Here is an 18,473-nt window from a genome sequence, read left to right as displayed (position 1 = left end):
GGGACCGGCCCCGGGCGGGCGCGCCTCACCCCTTCTCCAGGTACTGCTCCCGCTCCTCGTCGAGCAGGGCGTCCAGGGCCGTGCGCAGGGCCGGGAGGCCGGTCAGCTCGGGGTCCGCCGCCACGACCGCCGCCGCCTCCGCACGCGCCTCGGCGATGACCTCCTCGTCCTCGATGACCGCGAGGACGCGGAGGCTGGAGCGGGCGCCGGACTGGGCCTGCCCGAGGACGTCGCCCTCCCGGCGCTGTTCGAGGTCGATGCGGGAGAGCTCGAAGCCGTCGAGGGTGGCGGCCACCGCGTTCAGGCGCCGGCGCGCCGGGCCGGCCTCGGGCGTCTCGGTGACCAGCAGGCACAGGCCGGGGGCGGAGCCGCGGCCGACCCGGCCGCGCAGCTGGTGGAGCTGGGAGACGCCGAAGCGGTCCGCGTCCATGATGACCATGGCCGTGGCGTTGGGGACGTTGACGCCGACCTCGATGACGGTGGTGGCGACCAGGACGTCCGTCTCGCCGGCCGCGAAGCGGCGCATCACGGCGTCCTTGTCGTCGGGGTGCATCCGGCCGTGGAGGACCTCGACGCGCAGGCCCCGCAGGGGGCCGCGGGTCAGCTGGTCCGCCACCTCCAGGACGGCGAGCGGCGGGCGCCGGTCGGCCTCGTCGTCGGGGGGCGTCTTCCCGGCCGCCTTCTTCCGGTCGTTCCCCTCGTCGGCGTCGTCGCCGATGCGGGGGCAGACGACGTACGCCTGGTGGCCGTTCGCCACCTCCTCGCGGACCCGTTCCCAGGCGCGGGCAAGGAAGTGGGGCTTGTCGGCGGCGGGGACGACGTGGGTGGCGATCGGGGAGCGGCCGGCCGGGAGCTGGTCCAGGACCGAGGTCTCCAGATCGCCGAAGACGGTCATGGCGACGGTGCGCGGGATGGGGGTGGCCGTCATGACGAGGAGGTGCGGGGGCTGTCTGCCCTTGCCGCGCAGGGCGTCGCGCTGTTCCACGCCGAAGCGGTGCTGCTCGTCGACCACGACCAGGCCGAGGTCGTGGAAGCGGACCTTGTCCTCGATGAGGGCGTGGGTGCCGATGACGATGCCGGCCTCGCCGGTGGCCAGGTCGAGCAGCGCCTGGCGGCGGGCCGCCGTGCCCATGGAGCCGGTGAGCAGGACGACCTTGGTGGCGTGCTCGGCCCCGCCGAGCATGCCGGGCTCGGCCAGGTCGCCCATCATCTCGGTGATCGAGCGGTGGTGCTGCTGGGCGAGGACCTCGGTGGGCGCGAGGAGGGCCGCCTGTCCGCCCGCGTCGACCACGGCGAGCATGGCGCGGAGGGCGACCAGCGTCTTGCCGGAGCCGACCTCGCCCTGCAGCAGGCGGTGCATGGGGTGCTCGGTCGCCAGGTCGTCGAAGATCTCGCGGGAGACCTTCCGCTGCCCCTCGGTGAGGGTGAAGGGCAGGCGGTCGTCGAACGCCGCGAGGATGCCGTCCGGCCGGGGGATGCGCGCGACGGCCGGGAGCTGGCTGTCGGCGTGCCGGCGGCGGGCCAGGGCGACCTGGAGGACGAAGGCCTCGTCCCACTTCAGGCGGGCGCGGGCGTCGGCGACGTCGGCCCTGGTGTGCGGGCGGTGGATCTTGAGCAGGGCCTCGGGCAGGGGCAGCAGGCCGCGGCCCTCGCGGAGGGAGGCGGGCAGCGGGTCGGCGGCCTCCCGCGCGCTGGGGAGGACCGTCTGCACCGCCTTGCCGATCTTCCAGGACTCCAGCTTGGCGGTGGCCGGGTAGAGCGGGATCAGGGCGCCGGCCCAGGTCTCGACCGTCTCCTCGCCGTCGCCGCGGAGGAGCTCGTAGGCGGGGTGCGCGAGTTGCAGGCGCCGGTTGAAGACGGAGACCTTGCCGGCGAACATCGCGCGGGTGCCCGGCAGGAGTTCCTTGTGCGGTTTGTGCACGCCGTTGCCGAAGAAGACCAGCTGCAGCCGGCCGCTGCCGTCGGTGATCGTGACCTCCAGGCGCTGGCCCTTGCCGCGCGGGGCCCTGGCCGAGGCGAAGGTGTGCAGGCGGGCGTCGGCGACCTGGGCGACCACCGTGACGTGCTCGTCCATGGGGAGGTCCGCCAGGTGGGTGAGCTGGCCGCGCTCCTCGTATCTGCGCGGGTAGTGGTGGAGGAGGTCGCCGACGGTGTGCAGGCCGAGGTGCTCGGCCATCACCTTGGCGGTGGCGGGGCCGAGCACTGACTTCAGGGGCTGCTTCAGTGGTTCATCCAGTGCGGGCACGAGATCCATTGCACACCACCGCACCGACAATGCCGCAGACGCTGCCGTGCGGCTTTGTCCCGCAGCGCGGTAAACATCAGGGAAACCCCTGGTCAGGCGGGCTGCTCCGGTTCTAGGATGGCGCGCTCCGGCCATCCTTCGCGGTCACCGCCCCATCCGGGACCGCCCGACCCCGCGCCGCACGCACTCCCCCCTCCGGCGCAGTGACGATGGACTCCCAGACCTCCCAGCCTTCCCAGGCATCCCAGTCGCCCCCTTCACCTCACACGTTCCAGGTCGACCTGCGCGGTCTGGTGGACCTGCTCTCCCATCACCTCTACTCCAGTCCCAAGGTGTACCTGCGCGAGCTGCTGCAGAACGCCGTGGACGCCGTCACCGCCCGCCGGGCCGTGGAACCGGACGCCCCGGCGCGGATCCGGCTGTACGCGGCGGACGGCGGGCTGCGGCTGGAGGACAGCGGCGTCGGGCTCACCGAGTCCGACGTGCACGCCCTGCTGGCGACCATCGGCCGCAGCTCCAAGCGGGCCGAGGGCCTGCAGGAGGCCCGGTCGCAGTTCCTCGGCCAGTTCGGCATCGGCCTGCTGGCCTGCTTCCTGGTCGCCGAGCGGATCCGGGTCGTCAGCCGCAGCGCCCGTGCGCCCGGGGCCCCGCCGGTGGAGTGGACGGCGAGCGACGACGGTTCGTACACCGTGCGCACGCTGCCCGCCGCCGAACGGCCCGAGCCGGGCACCACCGTGTACCTGACGGCGCGGGCCGGCGCGGCCGAGTGGCTGGCGCCGGAGCGGGTCCGCGCCCTGGCCCGGGACTTCGGCTCACTGCTGCCGTACGACGTGCGGGTCGGCGACGAGCCGGTCACCGACCTGCCCGCGCCGTGGGACCGCGCCCACGCCTCTCCCGCCGGCCGGCGGGCGGCGCTCGCCCGGCACTGCCGGGAGCTGTTCGGGTTCGCCCCGCTGGACTCGATCGACCTGGACGTGCCGCTGGCCGGGGTCCGCGGGGTGGCGTACGTGCTGCCGTCGGCGGTCAGCCCGGCCCAGCGGGCGACCCACCGGGTGCACCTGAAGGGCATGTTGCTCACCGAGCGGGCCGAGCAGCTCCTCCCGGACTGGGCGTTCTTCGTGCGCTGCGTGCTGGACACCGACAGCCTGCGGCCCACCGCCTCGCGCGAGTCGCTGTACGAGGACGAGACCCTGGCCGCCGTGCGGGAGGCGCTAGGCGAGCGGATCCGGTCCTGGCTGACCGGGCTCGCGGCCGGTGACCCGGAGCGGCTGGCGGCCTTCCTGGCCGTGCACCACCTGGGCGTGAAGTCCCTCGCCCGGCACGACCGGGAGATGCTGCGCACCATGCTGCCGTGGCTGCCGTTCGAGACGACCGACGGGCGGCTGTCCCTGGAGGAGTTCGCGCAGCGGCACCCGGTGGTGCACTTCACGCGGACGGTGGAGGAGTACCGGCAGGTCGCGCCGATCGCCGCGGCGCAGGGCGTCGGGGTCGTCAACGGCGGCTACACCTACGACAGCGAGCTGGTCGAGGCGCTCGCGCTGGTGCGGCCGGGGACGGTGGTCGCCGAGCTGGACGCGGACACCGTGACCGCGCACCTGGACGGCGTCGACCCCGGCGAGGAGCTGGCGCTGTCCGGGTTCCTGGCCGCCGCGCGGGCCACGCTGGACCCGCTGGGCTGCGACGTCGTCCTGCGTGCCTTCCACCCGCTGTCGGTGCCGGCCCTGCACCTGGACGACCGGGCCGCGCGGCACGAGCAGGCGCGCGCCGCCGCCGAGGAGGAGGCCGACGACCTGTGGGCGGGCATCCTGGGCTCGCTGCGCGGCACCGCCCCGCGCGCCCGCCTGGTGCTCAACCACCTCAATCCGCTGGTCCGGCGGATCGGTGCGCTCAGCGACCCGGAGCTGATCGGCACCGCGACCGAGTCGCTGTACGGGCAGGCGCTGCTGATGGCCCAGCGGCCGCTGCGGCCCGCCGACTCCGCACTGCTGAACCGGGCGTTCATCGGGCTGCTCGCCTGGGCGACCCACGGGGAGGGTGACGGACGATGAGCGACATCACCGACTTCGACGCGCTGCGCCGGGCGCTGGCGGAGAACGCCGAGCAGCCGGAGGGCCCGGCCCGCAACGCGCGCGCGGAGCGGCTGCTCGCCGAGGCCGAGAGGCTGGACGTGCCGCTGGCCGTGATCGAGGCGCTGGGGCACCAGCTGAAGGTCTACAACTACAGCTCCGAGAAGGACAAGATGTTCGTCCCGTTCGCGCGGCTGCTGCGCATGTGGGACGAACGGCCCGAGGACTTCGACGAGTACGAGGCGCACTCGCTGCACTGGGTCTTCAAGTGGATGTCGGCGGGCATGCTGGACCAGCCGCACATCCCGCTCGCCTCGGTCGAGAAGTGGCTCGGCGAGATGGAGCACCGCTACCGGCTCGCCGGGTACTCGGAACGCGCCGTGCGCAGCGCCGAGTTCAGCGTGGCCGCACACGTCGGGGACCTCGCGCGGGCGGAGCGGGCGTACGCCGCGTGGCTGGCCGCCGACCGGGACCGGATGGCCGACTGCCACGCCTGCGAGCTGCACGCGCAGGGCACCTGGCAGGTGCGGTGCGGCCGGGACGACGAGGCGCTGCGGCTGTGGCGGCCGGTGCTGGAGGGCGAGTTCGCCTGCGCCCACGAGCCGCACGCCGTGCTCGCCTCCTCGCTGGTCCCGCTGCTGCGCCTCGGCCGCGTGGAGGAGGCCCGCGCGCACCACCTGCGGGGCTTGCGGCTCGTGCGGCCCATGGAGAGCATGCGGGGCGCGTACGCCGACCACGTGGAGTTCTGCGCGCTGACCGGCAACGAGGCCCGTGGCCTGGAGCTGCTGGCCGAACGGCCGGCCTACTTCACGGACACCGGGCATCCGCGCAGCCGGCTGGACTTCCTGGCCGTGGTGACGCTGCTCATGGACCGGCTGACCGAGCTGGGCCTCGGCGGGCAGCGGGTGCCGGGGCCGGCCGGGCGGACGTGGACCGCGCGGGAACTGGCCGGGCACGCGCGCGCGGCGGCGACGGAGCTCGCGGGACGGTTCGACGCCCGCAACGGCACCCCGTCCGTCGGCGACCGGATCCGGGCGCGGATGGCCGCGCGCCCGCTGGTGGAGCGGCTGCCGCTGGGCGTGCGGACGGTACGGCCCGCCGCGGCGCCGGCCGCCCCCGCCCCGCCCGCCGGGCAGGGGGCCGGGGAGGCCGCGGGACCGCAGCTGCCCGCCCTGCTCGCCGAGGCGCGGCGGCTGTCGGACACCCTGCGGCCGCACGCGCTTCAGGCGTGGGCAGCGGTCGCGCGGGCCGCGCAGGACGCCGAGCTGGAGCCGCGCGACCGCGCGGAGATCGCCGACCACGAGGCGATGGCCCTCGGCCCGGAGGGGCTGCCCCTGTTCGAGCGGGCGGCCCTGCTGTACGCGCAGGCGGGCGATCCCGGCGAGGCGCTGGCGGCACGCGCGCGGGGGGCTTACGTCCGCGCGCTGGACGGAGAGGTGGACGCGGCCCTCGCGGCGGTCGCGGACCTGTACGACGAGGTGCTCGCGCTGTACGCCGACGAGCGCACCGGCGTGCGGCAGACGGCGTCGGTGGTGATGAGCCGGGCGCGCATTCTGATGCGCCGGGTCCACGAGAGCGCCGGGCAGGGCACCGGTGCGGCGGCGGTCGCGGACGCCGAGGCGGCCGTACGGGAGGTGCTGGCGCTCGTCGAGGGTCACGGCGGGGACGACCTGCGGCTCACCGCGCGGGCCGCCGAGGCGCGGGCGATGCTCGCCGAGCTGGCGGGGCTGTGCGGGGACGCCCCGCGGGCGGCACGGCTGTTCCGGCAGGCGGCCGACGCCTACGTGGGCGCCGGGCTGCCGTGGTTCGCGGTGGAGTACGAGGTGCAGGTCGCCGCGCTGGCCCACCAGGCCGGTGACCTGGCCGGCGCGGAGCGGGCGCTGCGGGCGGCCCTGGAGCACGGCGGGCCGTACGTGGAGCCGGTCGGGCGGGCGCAGCTTCACCTGCAGCTCGCCGAGGTGCTCGGCGGCCGGGACGCGCCCGGGGAGGCGGCCGGACACGCGCTGGAGGCCGCGCACTGGGCCGACGAGGCCGGCGAGAGCGGCACGCTGGGCGCCTGGGCGCGGCAGCAGCTGGGCGGCTTCCTGCTGCGCGAGGGCCGGTACGCGGAGGCCGCCGAGGTGCTGGAGTCCGCGCTGGCCGACCTGAGCGCCGAGACCCACGGCGAGGGGGCGGTCGTCCAGACCCGCTGGTGGCTCGGGGACTGCCTGGGCGAGCTGGGCGAGCACCGGGCCGCCGCCGAACACCGGCTGCGGGCCGCCGACATCACCCGGCACTGGCCCGAGCAGCAGGACCACGCGACGCTCGCCCATCTCGCCGCGGAGTCGCTGGGCAGCGCCGGACTGGCGGACGAGGCCGACCGGGCCTACGCGCGGGCGGGCGAGCTGTGGCGCACGCTCGGCAACACGCAGTTCCTGGTCCGGTCGCTGCGCGCCCGCGCCTGGCTGGCGCTGGGCGGCGAGTCCGGGACGGAGGACGCCCGCGCGCTGATGGCGCAGGCGGTGCGGGAGTGCGAGACCGCGCTGGCCGCGGCGGGCCCCGCGGACCGTGACGAGCTGGTGGAGGAACTCGGCGGCACGCACCGGCAGTTCGCGGAGCTGCTGGCCCGCTCGGCGTCCGAGGGGGCCGAGGACGCGGCGATCCGGGCCGCGTGCGAGGCGGCGCTGGAGCAGATGAGCCGGGCCGTGGCGGTGTTCGGCGCGCTCGGCGCGGCCGGGCTGCACAGCCGTACCGGCGCGGAACTCGGCGCCGGCCGGCTGGAGGCGGACCTCGGCCGCCCGGACCGCGCGGCGGCACGCGCGCGGGCCGTGCTCGCCGCCTACGCGGGCGCCGGGGATGCGGACGAGACGGTCCGGGCGCGGCGGGAGGAGGCGTCCCGGATGCTGCGGGAGACGCTGGACGACAACGGAGACCGAGAAGGGGAGCGGGAAGGGGAAGGGGAGGAGCGGGACCGGGGGGCCGGCCCGCGGGGCTGAGTCACTCCACGCCGATGAGCAGCAGGGCGCCCTGCCGGCCGCCCCGGTACACCACCGTGTCCACGGCCAGGTAGGACTCCCGCACCCGGGCCTGCAGGTGGTCGGCGACGGTCTCGGGCGCCTCGTCGCCGACGACCAGGGTGACCAGCTCGCCGCCGGCCTGGAGCATGCGGTCCAGGACGGTCTCGGCGGTGGCCGTCACGTCGGGTCCGATCACCGCCACATCGCCGTCGATCAGGCCGAGCACGTCCCCGGCCTGGCAGATGCCGGCCGTCGTCCAGGATTCGTGCTCGGCGACGGTGACCTCCGCGTACCGGGTGGCGCCGGCCGCCGCGGTCATCTGCACGACGTCCTCGTCGAACCGGCGCTCCGGCTCGTGCACGGCCAGCGCGGCGATGCCCTGGACCGCCGACCGGGTCGGGATCAGGGCCACGCGGACGCCCTCGGCACGGGCCTGCTCGGCCGCGGCGGCGGCCGTGTGGCGCAGCTCCGCGTCGTTGGGCAGCAGCACCACCTCGCGCGCGTGGGCCCGCCGCACCGCCTGCACCAGTTCCCCGCTGGCGGGCGGCTCCCCGGGCCGGGCGAGGACGGCGGTCGCGCCGGCCTCGGTGTACAGCCCGGCCAGCCCCTCCCCCGGCACGACGGCCACCACGGCACGCTGGGCGCGCTCGAGCGGCGGGCGTTCGCCGCCGGTGTGGGCGTCGCCGAGTCCGAAGTGCGTGATCCGGATGCGGTACGGCCGCCCGGCCTCCACGCCCGCCTCCACGGCGGCGCCGGCGTCGTCCACGTGCACATGGACGTTCCACAGCCCGTCGCCGCCGACCACGACCAGGGAGTCGCCGAGGGCGTCGAGCCGTTCGCGCAGCCGGTCCACGGCCGCGTCGTCGGCCTCCAGCAGATAGATCACCTCGAAGGCGGGCCCCCCGTGCTCCGCCGCGTCGGGGCAGGCCGCGGGGACGGGCGCCGTGGCGGCCTCCGGGCCGGGCGCCGTGGCGGCCTCCGGGCCGGGGGCGGCCGCGCCGGCGTCGGGCCCGCCTCCCCGGTGCGGGTGCGCCGCGGAGGGGGAGTCCGGCGGCTCGGAGGTCCGGCGTGGCGGACTCTCCGGTACGGGCTCCCCCGTGAACGCCTCCACCAGCGCGCCCAGGACCGCGACCAGGCCCCGCCCGCCCGCGTCGACCACGCCGGCCCGTTCCAGCGCGGCCAGCTGCCCCGGGGTCGCCGCCAGCGCCGCCCGTGCTCCCTCGTAGGCCGCCCGCGCGACGGTCCCGCAGTCGCCCTCGGCTCCCTCGGCGGCGTCGGCGGCGGCCGAGGCCACCGACAGCACGGTGCCCTCGACGGGGTGGGCGACGGCGTGCCGGGCGGAGTCGGCGGCCCGGCGCAGGGCCAGCCGCAGGCTCGTCCCGTCGATGCGGGCCGCCTCGCCGTCGGCCGCGAGGACCTGCGCCATCCCCCGCAGCAGCTGCGCGAGGATCGTCCCGGAGTTGCCCCGGGCCCCGATGAGCGCCCCGTGGGCCATGGCCCGGACGGCGTCGGCCGGCGAGGGCTCCGCGGAGCCGGTGGCGTACCCGGCGAACACGGCCTCCACGGCGGTGGCCGCCGACTCCAGGGTCAGGTAGAGGTTGGTGCCGGTGTCGCCGTCGGCCACCGGGTAGACGTTGATGGCGTCGATCTCCTCGCGGGCCCGGCCGAGTGCCCGGAGCGCCAGACCGCACCAGGTGCGCACCGCGAGAGCATCGAAGAACGTCTGCGGCACCTGCGCCACCTGCGCCTCCCTGAGCTGGCTGGACGTGGACGCAGCGTAGACCCCGGACCGCTGTCCTCCGGAAGAGGGCCGGGAGCGGGGCGCCGAGCTGCCGTGGTAGTTTCGTTGCACGGGCGCAGCCGTTGTATGCTGCTCCGGTTGCCCGATCCGATCGGGCCATTCCCCTGGCAGCGCCACTCAGATCTCAGGTCGTGAAGACCTTGATCCCGGCATGCCGGGATCAACCGTAAGTGCATCTGAAGTCTTTGGAGTGACCCGTGGCTGCCAACTGCGACGTCTGCGGCAAGGGGCCGGGCTTCGGCAACAACATCTCGCACTCGCACCGCCGTACGTCCCGCCGCTGGAACCCGAACATCCAGCGTGTGCGTACCGTGGTCGGCGGGACGCCGAAGCGCGTGAACGCCTGCACCTCGTGCATCAAGGCCGGCAAGGTCTCGCGCTGACGCACCGCTACAGCGCGCGGCCACCGGCTGGTTCGTTGCACTGAGCCGGTCCACCCCCGGGTGGGCCGGCTTTTTGCCGTGCCCGCCGTCCGGCCGCGACACGGCCGCCCCAGGGCCGCGACCGCCGGCGGGACCGGCCCGCCGCGGTCAGGGAGTGTCCCGCCCGAGCGCCCACCCGTGGTCCACGGGCCCGATCCCGGCGCCCAGGGCGAATCCGGCGGCGATCGCCCCGGTGACGTACTCCTTGGCCGCCGTGACGGCCTCCGGCACGGACCGGCCCTTCGCCAGGTCGCAGGCGATCGCGGAGGCGAGGGTGCAGCCGGTGCCGTGGGTGTGCCGGTTGTCGTGGCGGGGCGCCCGCAGCCAGTGCTCCGCGCGGCCGTCGGTGAGCAGGTCCACGGCGTCCCCGGCGAGGTGCCCGCCCTTGATCAGCACCCACTGCGGCCCGTACTCCAGCACGGCCGCCGCGGCCCGCCGCAGATCGTCCTCCGACCCGACCCGCACCCCGGTGAGCTGCGCCACCTCGTCGAGGTTGGGGGTCGCCACGGTCGCCGCGGGCAGCAGCCTCGTCCGCACCGCGTCCAGGGCGGAGGCGGCCAGCAGCGGGTCGCCGTGCTTGGAGACGCCCACCGGGTCCACCACCGCGGGCGCGTCCGTGGCGGAGATCAACTCGGCGACCGTCCCGACCAGTTCGGCCGAGGCCAGCATGCCCGTCTTCACGGCCTGCACGCCGATGTCGTCCACCACGCTGCGGTACTGGGCCCGGACCGCCTCCACGGGCAGCTCCCAGACGCCCTGCACGCCCAGGGAGTTCTGCGCGGTGACCGCGGTGAGCACGCTCATGCCGTGCACGCCGTGCGCGAGCATCGTCTTCAGGTCGGCCTGGACGCCGGCGCCGCCGCCGGAGTCCGAGCCGGCCACCGTCAGCACGCGGGGGATCATGACTCGATGTCCCCGAAGTGGTCCCAGCCGCCCGTGCTGGTCCAGGGCGCCCCGTCGACGGTCACCTGGGGCAGCGCCGAGGGGTTGAGGACCTCGCCGATGACCTTCCAGCGGGCCGGCAGTTTGACGTCCGGCGGGAAGGTCGCCACGATCGCGTGGTCCTCTCCCCCGGTCAGCACCCACTGCAGCGGGTCCACGCCGACGGCCTGCCCGATGTCGTTCATCTGGGTCGGGATGTCGATCGCTCCGGAACGGATGTCGATGCGGACCTTGCTGGCCTCGGCGATGTGCCCGAGGTCGGCGATCAGCCCGTCGCTGACGTCGCACATCGCGGTGGCGCCGAGCGCGGCGGCGGCCGGGCCGGCGTGGTACGGCGGCTCGGGGCGGCGGTGGGCCTCCACGAAGGCGCGCGGCGAGCGGAAGCCGCGGGAGAGCACCGCGTAACCGGCCGCGGACCAGCCCAGCCAGCCGGTGACGGCCACCAGGTCGCCGGGCTGGGCGCCGCCCCGGGTCACCGGCTCGTGATTGCGCAGATCGCCGAGCGCGGTGATCGACACCGTGATCGTGTCGCCGCGCACCACGTCCCCGCCGACCACGGAGGCCCCCGCGACCTGGCACTCGTCCCGCAGGCCGTCCATCAGCTCGCTGGGCCAGGTGACCGGCAGTTCGGCCGGGACGACCAGGCCGAGCAGCAGGGCGGTCGGCACGGCGCCCATCGCGGCGATGTCGGCGAGGTTCTGCGCAGCGGCCTTGCGGCCGACGTCGTAGGCCGTGGACCAGTCGCGCCGGAAGTGCCGCCCCTCCAGCAGGACGTCGGTGCTCGCCACCACCCGGCGGTCGGGCGCGGCGACCACCGCGGCGTCGTCGCCGGGGCCGACCCGGACCGCCGAGGTGGTGGTGAGACGGGAGGTGAGCTCCCTGATGAGCCCGAACTCCCCGAGCTCACCAACAGTGCCCTTCATGTCCCTTGGCTCCCCTTCTCTCCCTTGCCGTGCCCGGTCGCGCGTCTTCAGTGTCCCCGATACGGTCGAGATGACCGTCGACTTCCGTCGTGCCTGCACCCCGGCGCGCAAGCCCGGTTCCCGCAGGTCTCCCCGCGGGGAGCGGCGACGCGATACCGTGGCGTTCCTTTCCCCCACATGATCCTCGTGGCCGCCCTGGAGGTTCCGTGGTACAGGCGTACATCCTGATCCAGACGGAGGTCGGCAAGGCGTCGACCGTCGCCGAGACGATCAGCAAGCTCCCTGGAGTGATCCAGGCCGAGGACGTGACCGGACCGTACGACGTCATCGTGCGCGCCCAGGCCGACACCGTCGACGACCTCGGCCGCATGGTGGTCGCCAAGGTCCAGCAGGTGGACGGCATCACGCGCACCCTGACCTGTCCGGTCGTGCATCTGTAGCCCCCGTCTACGCTTGGCCGGTGAACATCTTCCGTCACCGGCCGCTCGGCCTGCTCGCGCCCGCCCTGCTGGCCGCGGCCGTGAGCTGCTCCCCGGCACGGGACAGCGCCACGGTCGCGGTTCCCACCCCCGACGCGAAGACCGCCCCGCTGTGCCGGAACCTGCACAAGGTGCTGCCCCGGAAGGTGGACGGACGGACCCGCGCCGACCCCGAGCCCCGGTCCGTCTACACGGCGGGCTGGGGAAACCCGGCGATCATACTGCGCTGCGGCATCGTGCGGCCGCCGAAGATGGTCGATCCCGAGGTGGCACAGGGAAAGGACCCGAACGCGATCGGCGGCGGGGTCGACGGCGTGGACTGGCTCATGGAGAAGGAGGGCGACGGGACGTGGCGGTTCACCACGTCCGGTCGCCTGGCGTACGTACAGGTGACCCTGCCGGAGAAGCTGTCCGGGCCCGACGACAGCGCGCAGGTGCTGACGGACCTGGCGCCGGCCGTGAAGAAGGCGGTCCCCAAGGGGATCGGCTCCATGCGCTGACGTCCCGCCGACGCGCCCGGCGGGACGCCGGAGCGCCGGGCCGCCGGGTCGCCGGGCCGTCGGCGCGGTCTCAGCGCAGGCCGGTCGAGCGGCGCAGCGCCGCCTGCACCAGCCGGTCGATCAGCTCGGGGTAGGCGACCCCGCTCGCCTGCCACATCTTCGGGTACATGGAGATCGGCGTGAAGCCGGGCATGGTGTTGATCTCGTTGATGACGAACTCGCCGTCCTCGGTGAGGAAGAAGTCCGCGCGCACCAGTCCCTCGCAGGAGGCCGCCTCGAACGCCTCCACCGCGAGCTGCCGCACCTCGGCGGTCTGCTCCTCGGTGAGCGGCGCCGGGACGACGCCCGGCGTGGAGTCGATGTACTTGGCCTCGAAGTCGTAGTAGGCGTGGGCGTCCGGCGGGGGGATCTCGGCCGGGACGGAGGCCCGCGGGCCGTCCTCGAACTCCAGGACGCCGCACTCGATCTCCCGGCCGCGCACGGCCGCCTCGACGAGGATCTTCGGGTCGTGCGCCTGTGCCTCGGCGATCGCCTCGTCCAGGCCCGACAGGTCGTCGACCTTGGTGATGCCGATGGACGAACCCGCGCGCGCGGGCTTCACGAACAGCGGCCAGCCGTGCTCGGCGGCGAAGTCGACGATCTTCTTGCGGGCGGCGGACTCGTCCCGCGCCCACTCCCGCGGCCGGATCACCACGTACGGGCCCACCTTGAGCCCGAAGCTGGTGAACACCCGCTTCATGTACTCCTTGTCCTGGCCGACGGCCGAGGCGAGCACGCCCGAACCCACGTACGGCACACCGGACAGCTCCAGCATGCCCTGCAGGGTGCCGTCCTCGCCGTAGGGGCCGTGGAGCACCGGGAACACCACGTCGACCTCGCCGAGCGCCTTCGGCACCGAGCCCGGCTCGCTGTAGACGACCTCGCGGTCGCTCGGGTCGACGGGGAGCACCACGCCGCCCTCGTGCGACTCCGCCAGCTCCGCCACGGTGGGGGTGCGGCGGTCGGCGATGGCCATCCGCTCCGGCTCGTCGGCCGTCAGCGCCCAGCGGCCGTCCGCGGTGATGCCGATCGGCAGGACGTCGTACTTCGTCCGGTCGATGGCCTTGAGGACGGCGCCGGCGGTGACCACGGAGATCCCGTGTTCGGAGCTGCGCCCGCCGAACACGACGGCGACGCGCGGCTTGCGCGACGGCTGCTCAGGGCTCTGGGGAAGGTTCTCGCTGCTCATATCGCGATGAGAGTACCTGGAGGCAGCGCCCGAGTCAGCGCGCGCTCCCGGGCCGTCGCTCAGCGTCGCGCGGACGGTCGCACAGCGTCGCGCACCAGGTCGCGCACGGGGCCCGGACCGGGGCCGCGGGATCTGCGACCGGCATCCGCTCGGCGTGGCGCCGTCCGGGTCAGCGCCGTCCGGGTCAGCGCCGTCCGGGTCAGCGCCGTTCGGGCGTGGCGCCGTCCGGGTCAGCGCCGTTCGGGTTTGGCGCTGCGGCCCATCAGCTCCTTGAGGGCGACGACCGGCGGCTTGCCCTCGTGCACGATGCCGACGACCGTCTCGGTGATGGGCATGTCGACGCCGTGCCGGCGGGCCAGATCCAGCACCGACTCGCAGGACTTGACGCCCTCGGCGGTCTGCCGGGTGACCGCGATGGTCTCCTCCAGGGTCATGCCCTTGCCGAGGTTGGTGCCGAAGGTGTGGTTGCGGGACAGCGGCGAGGAGCAGGTGGCCACCAGGTCGCCCAGGCCCGCGAGTCCGGAGAAGGTCAGCGGGTCGGCGCCCATGGCGAGACCGAGCCGGGTCGTCTCGGCGAGGCCGCGGGTGATGAGCGAGCCCTTGGCGTTGTCGCCGAGCCCCATGCCGTCGGCGATGCCGACGGCGAGCCCGATGACGTTCTTGACCGCGCCGCCGAGTTCGCAGCCGACCACGTCGGTGTTGGTGTACGGCCGGAAGTACGGCGTGTGGCAGGCGGCCTGGAGGCGCTGCGCGACCCGCTCGTCGGTACAGGCCACGACGGCCGCGGCGGGCATGCGGGCGGCGATCTCGCGGGCCAGGTTGGGTCCGGTGACGACCGCGATCCGGCCCGGGCCGACCTTGGCGACGTCGTCGACGACCTCGCTCATCCTCATGGTGGAGCCGAGTTCGACGCCCTTCATCAGGGAGACGAGGACGGTGTCCGGCGCGAGCAGCGGGGTCCACTCGGTGAGGTTGGCCCGCAGGGTCTGGGAGGGGACGGCGAGGACGGTGAAGTCCGCGTCCGCGAGGGCCTCGGCCGCGTCCGAGGTGGCGCGCAGGCGCTCGGGCAGCTCCACCCCGGGCAGGTAGTCGGGGTTGGTCCGGGTGGAGTTGACCGCCTCGGCCAGCTCCTGGCGGCGGGCCCACAGGGTCACCTCGCAGCCGGCGTCGGCGAGGACCATGCCGAAGGCGGTGCCCCAGGAGCCGGTGCCCATGACGGCCGCCCGCACTGGCGTGCTCACTTGCTCTGCCCTTCCGCTTGCCTGTCCCGCTTCTGCGCCCGGGTGCGGCGGCGCTGCTCGATCCGCTCGCGGCGCGGGTCGTACGGCGTCTCGGGCGCCTTCTCGCCGCGGATCTCCTCCAGGAGACGGGTGATGGCCGCCATGATGACCTCGGTGGCCTCCTTGAGCAGCTCGGGGGTCATCTCCCGGTCGTAGAAGCGCGACAGGTCCACGGGCGGGCCCGCCAGCACGCGGTGGGTCTTGCGCGGGAAGAGGTTGGGCTTCCGGGCGTACGGCGGGAGCAGTTCGTTGGCGCCCCACTGGGCGATCGGGATGACCGGGCACTTGGTCTGCAGGGCCACCCGGGCGGCGCCGGTCTTGCCGGTCATGGGCCAGCCGTCCGGGTCGCGGGTGAGGGTGCCCTCGGGGTAGAAGGCGACGCACTCGCCGCGCTCCACGGCGTCGATCGCGGCCCGGAAGGCGCTGAGCGCGTCCGTGCTCTCCCGGTAGACGGGGATCTGGCCGGTGCCGCGCATGGCGGCGCCGACGAATCCCTTTGTGAATAGCCCGCTCTTCGCCAGGAATCGCGGGACCCGCCCGGTGTTGTACTGAAAGTGCGCGTATGCGAAGGGGTCCAGGTGGGAATTGTGGTTCACCGCGGTGATAAACCCGCCCTCGGCCGGAATGTGCTCCATTCCACGCCAGTCCCGCTTGATCAGAACCACCAGCGGCGGTTTGCAGATCACCGCGGCGAAGCGGTACCAGAAGCCGATTCTGCGGCGGGGCACAAGGACACCTTCCTCTAGGGCTGCCACCCCGGCGGGGGGCCGCACAAGTGTGGCCCCGGGCCGCCGGTCTGTCGAGAACACCGTACGCCCGCCCGTCCCCGGCCCCGCCCCCGCAGGGGGCTCGGCGCCCCTCCCGCCGACCGGGCCGCCGCACGCTCCGGGGGACAATGGGCGCGCGACGAGAGAGGGACGGTACGCCGGTGCAATGGACCCTGGTCATCCCGCTGAAGCCTCTGGCACGGGCCAAGAGCAGGCTCGCGGACACCGCCGCCGACCGGGTCCGCCCGGGCCTGGCCCTGGCGTTCGCGCAGGACACCGTGGCCGCGGCGCTGGCCTGCCCGGCCGTCGCGGATGTGGCGGTCGTCACGGACGACGAGCTGGCCGGCCGGGAGCTGGCGGCGCTGGGCGCGCGGATCGTCCCGGACGCCCCGGGCCGCGGGCTGAACGCCGCCCTGGCGCACGGCGCGGCCGTCGTGCGCACCGCGCGGCCCGGTGCTGCGGTCGCGGCCCTGAACGCCGATCTGCCCGCGCTGCGCCCGGCGGAACTGTCCCGCGTCCTGCGGGCGGCGGCGCAATTCCCGCGCGCTTTTCTCGCCGATGCGGCGGCCCGGGGCACGACATTGCTGGCGGCGGCGCCGGAATGTGCATTGCGGCCGGCGTTCGGACCCGATTCCCGTGCCCGGCACCGCGCCTCGGGCGCGGCGGAACTCCTGCTGGCGGGGGTCGATTCGGTGCGGCAGGACGTGGACACCGGGGGCGATCTGCGCGCGGCGCTGGCCCTGGGGGTCGGGCGGCACACGGCGGCCGCGTCGGCGGGTCTGCCGATTCCGGGAGCCTGAACCGCGCGGCGCCGGCGGGGCGCTGCACGGCGGGTCCGCGGGTGTCGCGCGCCCGCGTCGCGGGTGCGTCCGCGCGGCCGGCGGCGCGCCCTGGCCCCGCGGCCGGCATTAGGCTGGCCGGCATGCAGGCGACCGCGTACACCTACGACCCCGAGACCCGCAGCGGACAGGTGCTGCTCGACGACGGAACCCCCGTGCCGTTCGACGCGGCGGCGTTCGACCGGGGCGGTCTGCGGCTGCTGCGGCCCGGTCAGCGGGTGCGCATCGAGACGGAGGGCGCGGGCGAGGCCGCCCGGATCACCCTGGTAACCCTCCAAACCCTGTAACCGCCCTTACACACGCCGCGGGCCGGGCTCCTTGACGGAGTCCGGCCCGGCGCGTGGGTGCCCTGGCGGCCTTACGACTGCGCCTTGCGCGCGGTGGTCGTCTTCTTGGCGGTGGTCTTGCGGGCCGTCGACTTCTTGGCCGGGGCCTTCTTGGCGGTGACCTTCTTCGCCGGGGCGCTCTTCGCCGTCGTCTTCTTGGCGGTGGACTTCGACGCGGTGGTCTTGGCGGCGCCCGTGGTCTTCTTGGCGGGCGCCTTCTTCGCCGTGGTCTTCGCGGCGGCGGCCGTGCTCTTCTTCGCCGCCGTCTTCTTCGCGGTGGCCGTGGTCTTCGCCGCACCCGCCGTCTTCTTGGCGGCGGCCTTCTTGCCGGCGGCCTTGGCGATGGTGGGCGGCGGGCCGGACAGGCTGCCCTTGGGGGCCTTCTTGACGGCGACCTCGCCGCGGGGCAGCTTCTTGGAGCCGCTCACCAGGTCCTTGAAGCCCTGACCGGCGCGGAAGCGCGGCACCGAGGTCTTCTTGACCCGAACCCGCTCGCCCGTCTGGGGATTGCGGGCGTAGCGGGCGGGGCGGTCCACCTTCTCGAAGGACCCGAAGCCGGTGACCGAGACCCGCTCGCCCGCGACGACCGCGCGGACGATGGCGTCCAGGACATGATCGACAGCGTCGGCGGCCTGCTGGCGGCCTCCCAGCTTGTCGGCAATCGCTTCTACGAGCTGCGCCTTGTTCACGTCTTCCCCTTCGGAGACATCGCCAGAACGAAAGTGTTCAAGCTTTTTCGCACGTTAGGCAGATATATACCGCAAATCAAACACGAAACGGGCTTATCACCCTTGTGCCGCAACAGGCTCGGCCGCCACGGGCTGTTCAGCGGTCCCCGTCGGGGATCCGGCCCTCGTCGAGGTCCGCGGTGAACCGCTCGAGCCGCCTTGCCGCGTCGGCGAGATCGTGCTTGGCCGCGGCCGTAATGACCAGCAGCTTCCGGGTCAGCGCCATCCGTACGCCCTCCGGGACTTGCAGTGCGCGCACCCTTGCGTGCGCTTCCTTGAGCCGGATCGCGACCGCCGTATAGAGCTGGAGTTGGCCGTCGTGTTCCATGCACAGATTGTGCCATCTGGGGCGAGTTGTCGCCTGCCCAGGGTGCAACTGCCGCCTTCGGCAACCCTCTCGGGCCCCGGCGAAGATCCGTTTCCACCGCTCGCCTACCCGGCCAATCACCTGCGCAATCTTGGGAGTTGGGGCAGCGGACGGGTGCGGAAGAGGCCGTCCGGGCGCAGACACGGCTGTACCCCCGATCGTGGCGATCAGGGGTACAGGGGGGGTGTCGGGGTGGCCGAAAGCCGACCGTCCGGGGGCTCGGCCCGCGTCGGATCAGACCGGGAGGGTGCGCGGCTTGTGGGGCGGGCGGCGGGCCTCGTAGGCGGCGATGTCGGTCTCGTTGCGGAGGGTGATCGAGATGTCGTCGAGGCCGTTGAGCAGTCGCCAGCGGGAGTTCTCGTCGAGTTCGAAGGCGGCGGTGATGCCCCGGGCGCGGACCTCGCGGGCCTGGAGGTCGACGGTGATCTCGGCGGTGGGATCCGCCTCGGTCAGCTCCCACAGGGCGTCCACGGTCCTCTGGTCGAGGACGACGGTGAGCAGGCCGTTCTTCAGCGAGTTGCCGCGGAAGATGTCGGCGAAGCGGGAGGAGATCACGGCTTTGAA

16 protein-coding genes and 1 pseudogene are annotated in these 18,473 nt (G+C 74.4%); 7 read left to right on the top strand and 10 right to left on the bottom strand.

Annotation, left to right across the window (positions count from 1 at the left end; all coding sequences use genetic code 11):
- Positions 1-25 precede the first annotated feature (25 nt).
- On the bottom strand, positions 26-2,254 hold the full coding sequence (recG, locus tag ABZ261_RS18545; RefSeq protein WP_356860382.1) for an ATP-dependent DNA helicase RecG: 2,229 nt from the start codon (positions 2,252-2,254) through the stop codon (positions 26-28).
- 200 nt (positions 2,255-2,454) lie between these two features.
- On the opposite strand from recG, the gene ABZ261_RS18540 reads away from it, so the two are divergent.
- Entirely contained in the window at positions 2,455-4,293 is a 1,839-nt protein-coding gene (locus ABZ261_RS18540; protein WP_356860380.1) for an HSP90 family protein, read from the top strand.
- Positions 4,290-7,286 (top strand): tetratricopeptide repeat protein, encoded by a 2,997-nt coding sequence (locus tag ABZ261_RS18535; protein ID WP_356860378.1) that lies wholly within the window; start codon positions 4,290-4,292, stop codon positions 7,284-7,286. The genes ABZ261_RS18540 and ABZ261_RS18535 overlap by 4 nt, the downstream gene beginning before the upstream one ends.
- Position 7,287: 1 nt before the next feature.
- Here the strand turns inward: ABZ261_RS18535 and ABZ261_RS18530 are convergent, their stop codons facing one another.
- Positions 7,288-9,048 (bottom strand): DAK2 domain-containing protein, encoded by a 1,761-nt coding sequence (locus ABZ261_RS18530; protein ID WP_356860376.1) that lies wholly within the window; start codon positions 9,046-9,048, stop codon positions 7,288-7,290.
- A 257-nt stretch (positions 9,049-9,305) separates the two neighbouring features.
- On the opposite strand from ABZ261_RS18530, the gene rpmB reads away from it, so the two are divergent.
- Positions 9,306-9,491 (top strand): 50S ribosomal protein L28, encoded by a 186-nt coding sequence (gene rpmB, locus ABZ261_RS18525; RefSeq protein WP_003993230.1) that lies wholly within the window; start codon positions 9,306-9,308, stop codon positions 9,489-9,491.
- Positions 9,492-9,638: 147 nt separating this feature from the next.
- Here rpmB and thiD read toward each other — a convergent pair whose 3' ends face one another.
- Both thiD and ABZ261_RS18515 read right to left on the bottom strand, forming a co-directional pair.
- The gene (gene thiD / locus ABZ261_RS18520) at positions 9,639-10,433 is read right to left on the bottom strand and encodes a bifunctional hydroxymethylpyrimidine kinase/phosphomethylpyrimidine kinase (protein WP_356860374.1); all 795 of its coding nucleotides are present in this window, start codon (positions 10,431-10,433) and stop codon (positions 9,639-9,641) included.
- Entirely contained in the window at positions 10,430-11,395 is a 966-nt protein-coding gene (locus ABZ261_RS18515) for a thiamine-phosphate kinase (protein WP_356860372.1), read from the bottom strand. The genes thiD and ABZ261_RS18515 overlap by 4 nt, the downstream gene beginning before the upstream one ends.
- A gap of 206 nt (positions 11,396-11,601) precedes the next feature.
- On the opposite strand from ABZ261_RS18515, the gene ABZ261_RS18510 reads away from it, so the two are divergent.
- Together ABZ261_RS18510 and ABZ261_RS18505 are read left to right on the top strand one after the other, a co-directional pair.
- Positions 11,602-11,835 (top strand): Lrp/AsnC ligand binding domain-containing protein, encoded by a 234-nt coding sequence (locus ABZ261_RS18510; RefSeq protein WP_030952852.1) that lies wholly within the window; start codon positions 11,602-11,604, stop codon positions 11,833-11,835.
- Between the two features lie 20 nt (positions 11,836-11,855).
- Complete coding sequence (locus ABZ261_RS18505) at positions 11,856-12,374, top strand: DUF3515 domain-containing protein (RefSeq protein WP_356860370.1); 519 nt, start codon at positions 11,856-11,858, stop codon at positions 12,372-12,374.
- Positions 12,375-12,444: 70 nt separating this feature from the next.
- Here the strand turns inward: ABZ261_RS18505 and ABZ261_RS18500 are convergent, their stop codons facing one another.
- The 3 genes from ABZ261_RS18500 to ABZ261_RS18490 all read right to left on the bottom strand — a co-directional run bounded on the left by ABZ261_RS18500 (position 12,445) and on the right by ABZ261_RS18490 (position 15,610).
- Entirely contained in the window at positions 12,445-13,602 is a 1,158-nt protein-coding gene (locus ABZ261_RS18500) for a D-alanine--D-alanine ligase family protein (RefSeq protein ID WP_356860368.1), read from the bottom strand.
- Between the two features lie 230 nt (positions 13,603-13,832).
- Complete coding sequence (locus tag ABZ261_RS18495) at positions 13,833-14,843, bottom strand: NAD(P)H-dependent glycerol-3-phosphate dehydrogenase (RefSeq protein WP_356860366.1); 1,011 nt, start codon at positions 14,841-14,843, stop codon at positions 13,833-13,835.
- Entirely contained in the window at positions 14,840-15,610 is a 771-nt protein-coding gene (locus ABZ261_RS18490; RefSeq protein ID WP_356860364.1) for a lysophospholipid acyltransferase family protein, read from the bottom strand. The genes ABZ261_RS18495 and ABZ261_RS18490 overlap by 4 nt, the downstream gene beginning before the upstream one ends.
- 200 nt (positions 15,611-15,810) lie before the next feature.
- Between ABZ261_RS18490 and cofC the strand changes: the two genes are divergently transcribed.
- Both cofC and ABZ261_RS18480 read left to right on the top strand, forming a co-directional pair.
- Complete coding sequence (cofC, locus tag ABZ261_RS18485; protein ID WP_356860362.1) at positions 15,811-16,449, top strand: 2-phospho-L-lactate guanylyltransferase; 639 nt, start codon at positions 15,811-15,813, stop codon at positions 16,447-16,449.
- Between the two features lie 122 nt (positions 16,450-16,571).
- The gene (locus ABZ261_RS18480) at positions 16,572-16,775 is read left to right on the top strand and encodes a hypothetical protein (RefSeq protein ID WP_356860360.1); all 204 of its coding nucleotides are present in this window, start codon (positions 16,572-16,574) and stop codon (positions 16,773-16,775) included.
- A gap of 71 nt (positions 16,776-16,846) precedes the next feature.
- Here the strand turns inward: ABZ261_RS18480 and ABZ261_RS18475 are convergent, their stop codons facing one another.
- The 3 genes and pseudogenes from ABZ261_RS18475 to ABZ261_RS18465 form a co-directional block, all read right to left on the bottom strand.
- Positions 16,847-17,503, bottom strand: a complete 657-nt coding sequence (locus ABZ261_RS18475) for an HU family DNA-binding protein (protein ID WP_356860358.1) — start codon at positions 17,501-17,503, stop codon at positions 16,847-16,849.
- A 136-nt stretch (positions 17,504-17,639) separates the two neighbouring features.
- Positions 17,640-17,870 carry a hypothetical protein gene (locus ABZ261_RS18470; protein WP_356860356.1) on the bottom strand — a complete coding sequence of 77 codons (231 nt, stop codon included), beginning with the start codon at positions 17,868-17,870 and terminating at the stop codon, positions 17,640-17,642.
- A gap of 273 nt (positions 17,871-18,143) precedes the next feature.
- A pseudogene (locus ABZ261_RS18465) lies at positions 18,144-18,473 on the bottom strand (3-isopropylmalate dehydratase small subunit); the annotation flags it as partial.

The organism is Streptomyces sp. NPDC006193 (assembly GCF_040613915.1).
Lineage (GTDB): Bacteria > Actinomycetota > Actinomycetes > Streptomycetales > Streptomycetaceae > Streptomyces.
The sequence above is the reverse complement of the archived record's forward strand: the minus strand, read 5'-3'. Positions and strand labels throughout refer to the sequence as shown.

What these genes read in the sequence shown, in the direction of transcription:
- ABZ261_RS18540 (WP_356860380.1), top strand. Translation starts at nt 2,455, where the DNA reads ATGGACTCCCAGACCTCCCAGCCTTCCCAGGCATCCCAGTCGCCCCCT.
- ABZ261_RS18515 (WP_356860372.1), bottom strand. Translation starts at nt 11,395, where the DNA reads ATGAAGGGCACTGTTGGTGAGCTCGGGGAGTTCGGGCTCATCAGGGAG.
- ABZ261_RS18480 (WP_356860360.1), top strand. Translation starts at nt 16,572, where the DNA reads ATGCAGGCGACCGCGTACACCTACGACCCCGAGACCCGCAGCGGACAG.
- ABZ261_RS18470 (WP_356860356.1), bottom strand. Translation starts at nt 17,870, where the DNA reads ATGGAACACGACGGCCAACTCCAGCTCTATACGGCGGTCGCGATCCGG.
- thiD (WP_356860374.1), bottom strand. Translation starts at nt 10,433, where the DNA reads ATGATCCCCCGCGTGCTGACGGTGGCCGGCTCGGACTCCGGCGGCGGC.
- ABZ261_RS18535 (WP_356860378.1), top strand. Translation starts at nt 4,290, where the DNA reads ATGAGCGACATCACCGACTTCGACGCGCTGCGCCGGGCGCTGGCGGAG.
- ABZ261_RS18500 (WP_356860368.1), bottom strand. Translation starts at nt 13,602, where the DNA reads ATGAGCAGCGAGAACCTTCCCCAGAGCCCTGAGCAGCCGTCGCGCAAG.
- recG (WP_356860382.1), bottom strand. Translation starts at nt 2,254, where the DNA reads ATGGATCTCGTGCCCGCACTGGATGAACCACTGAAGCAGCCCCTGAAG.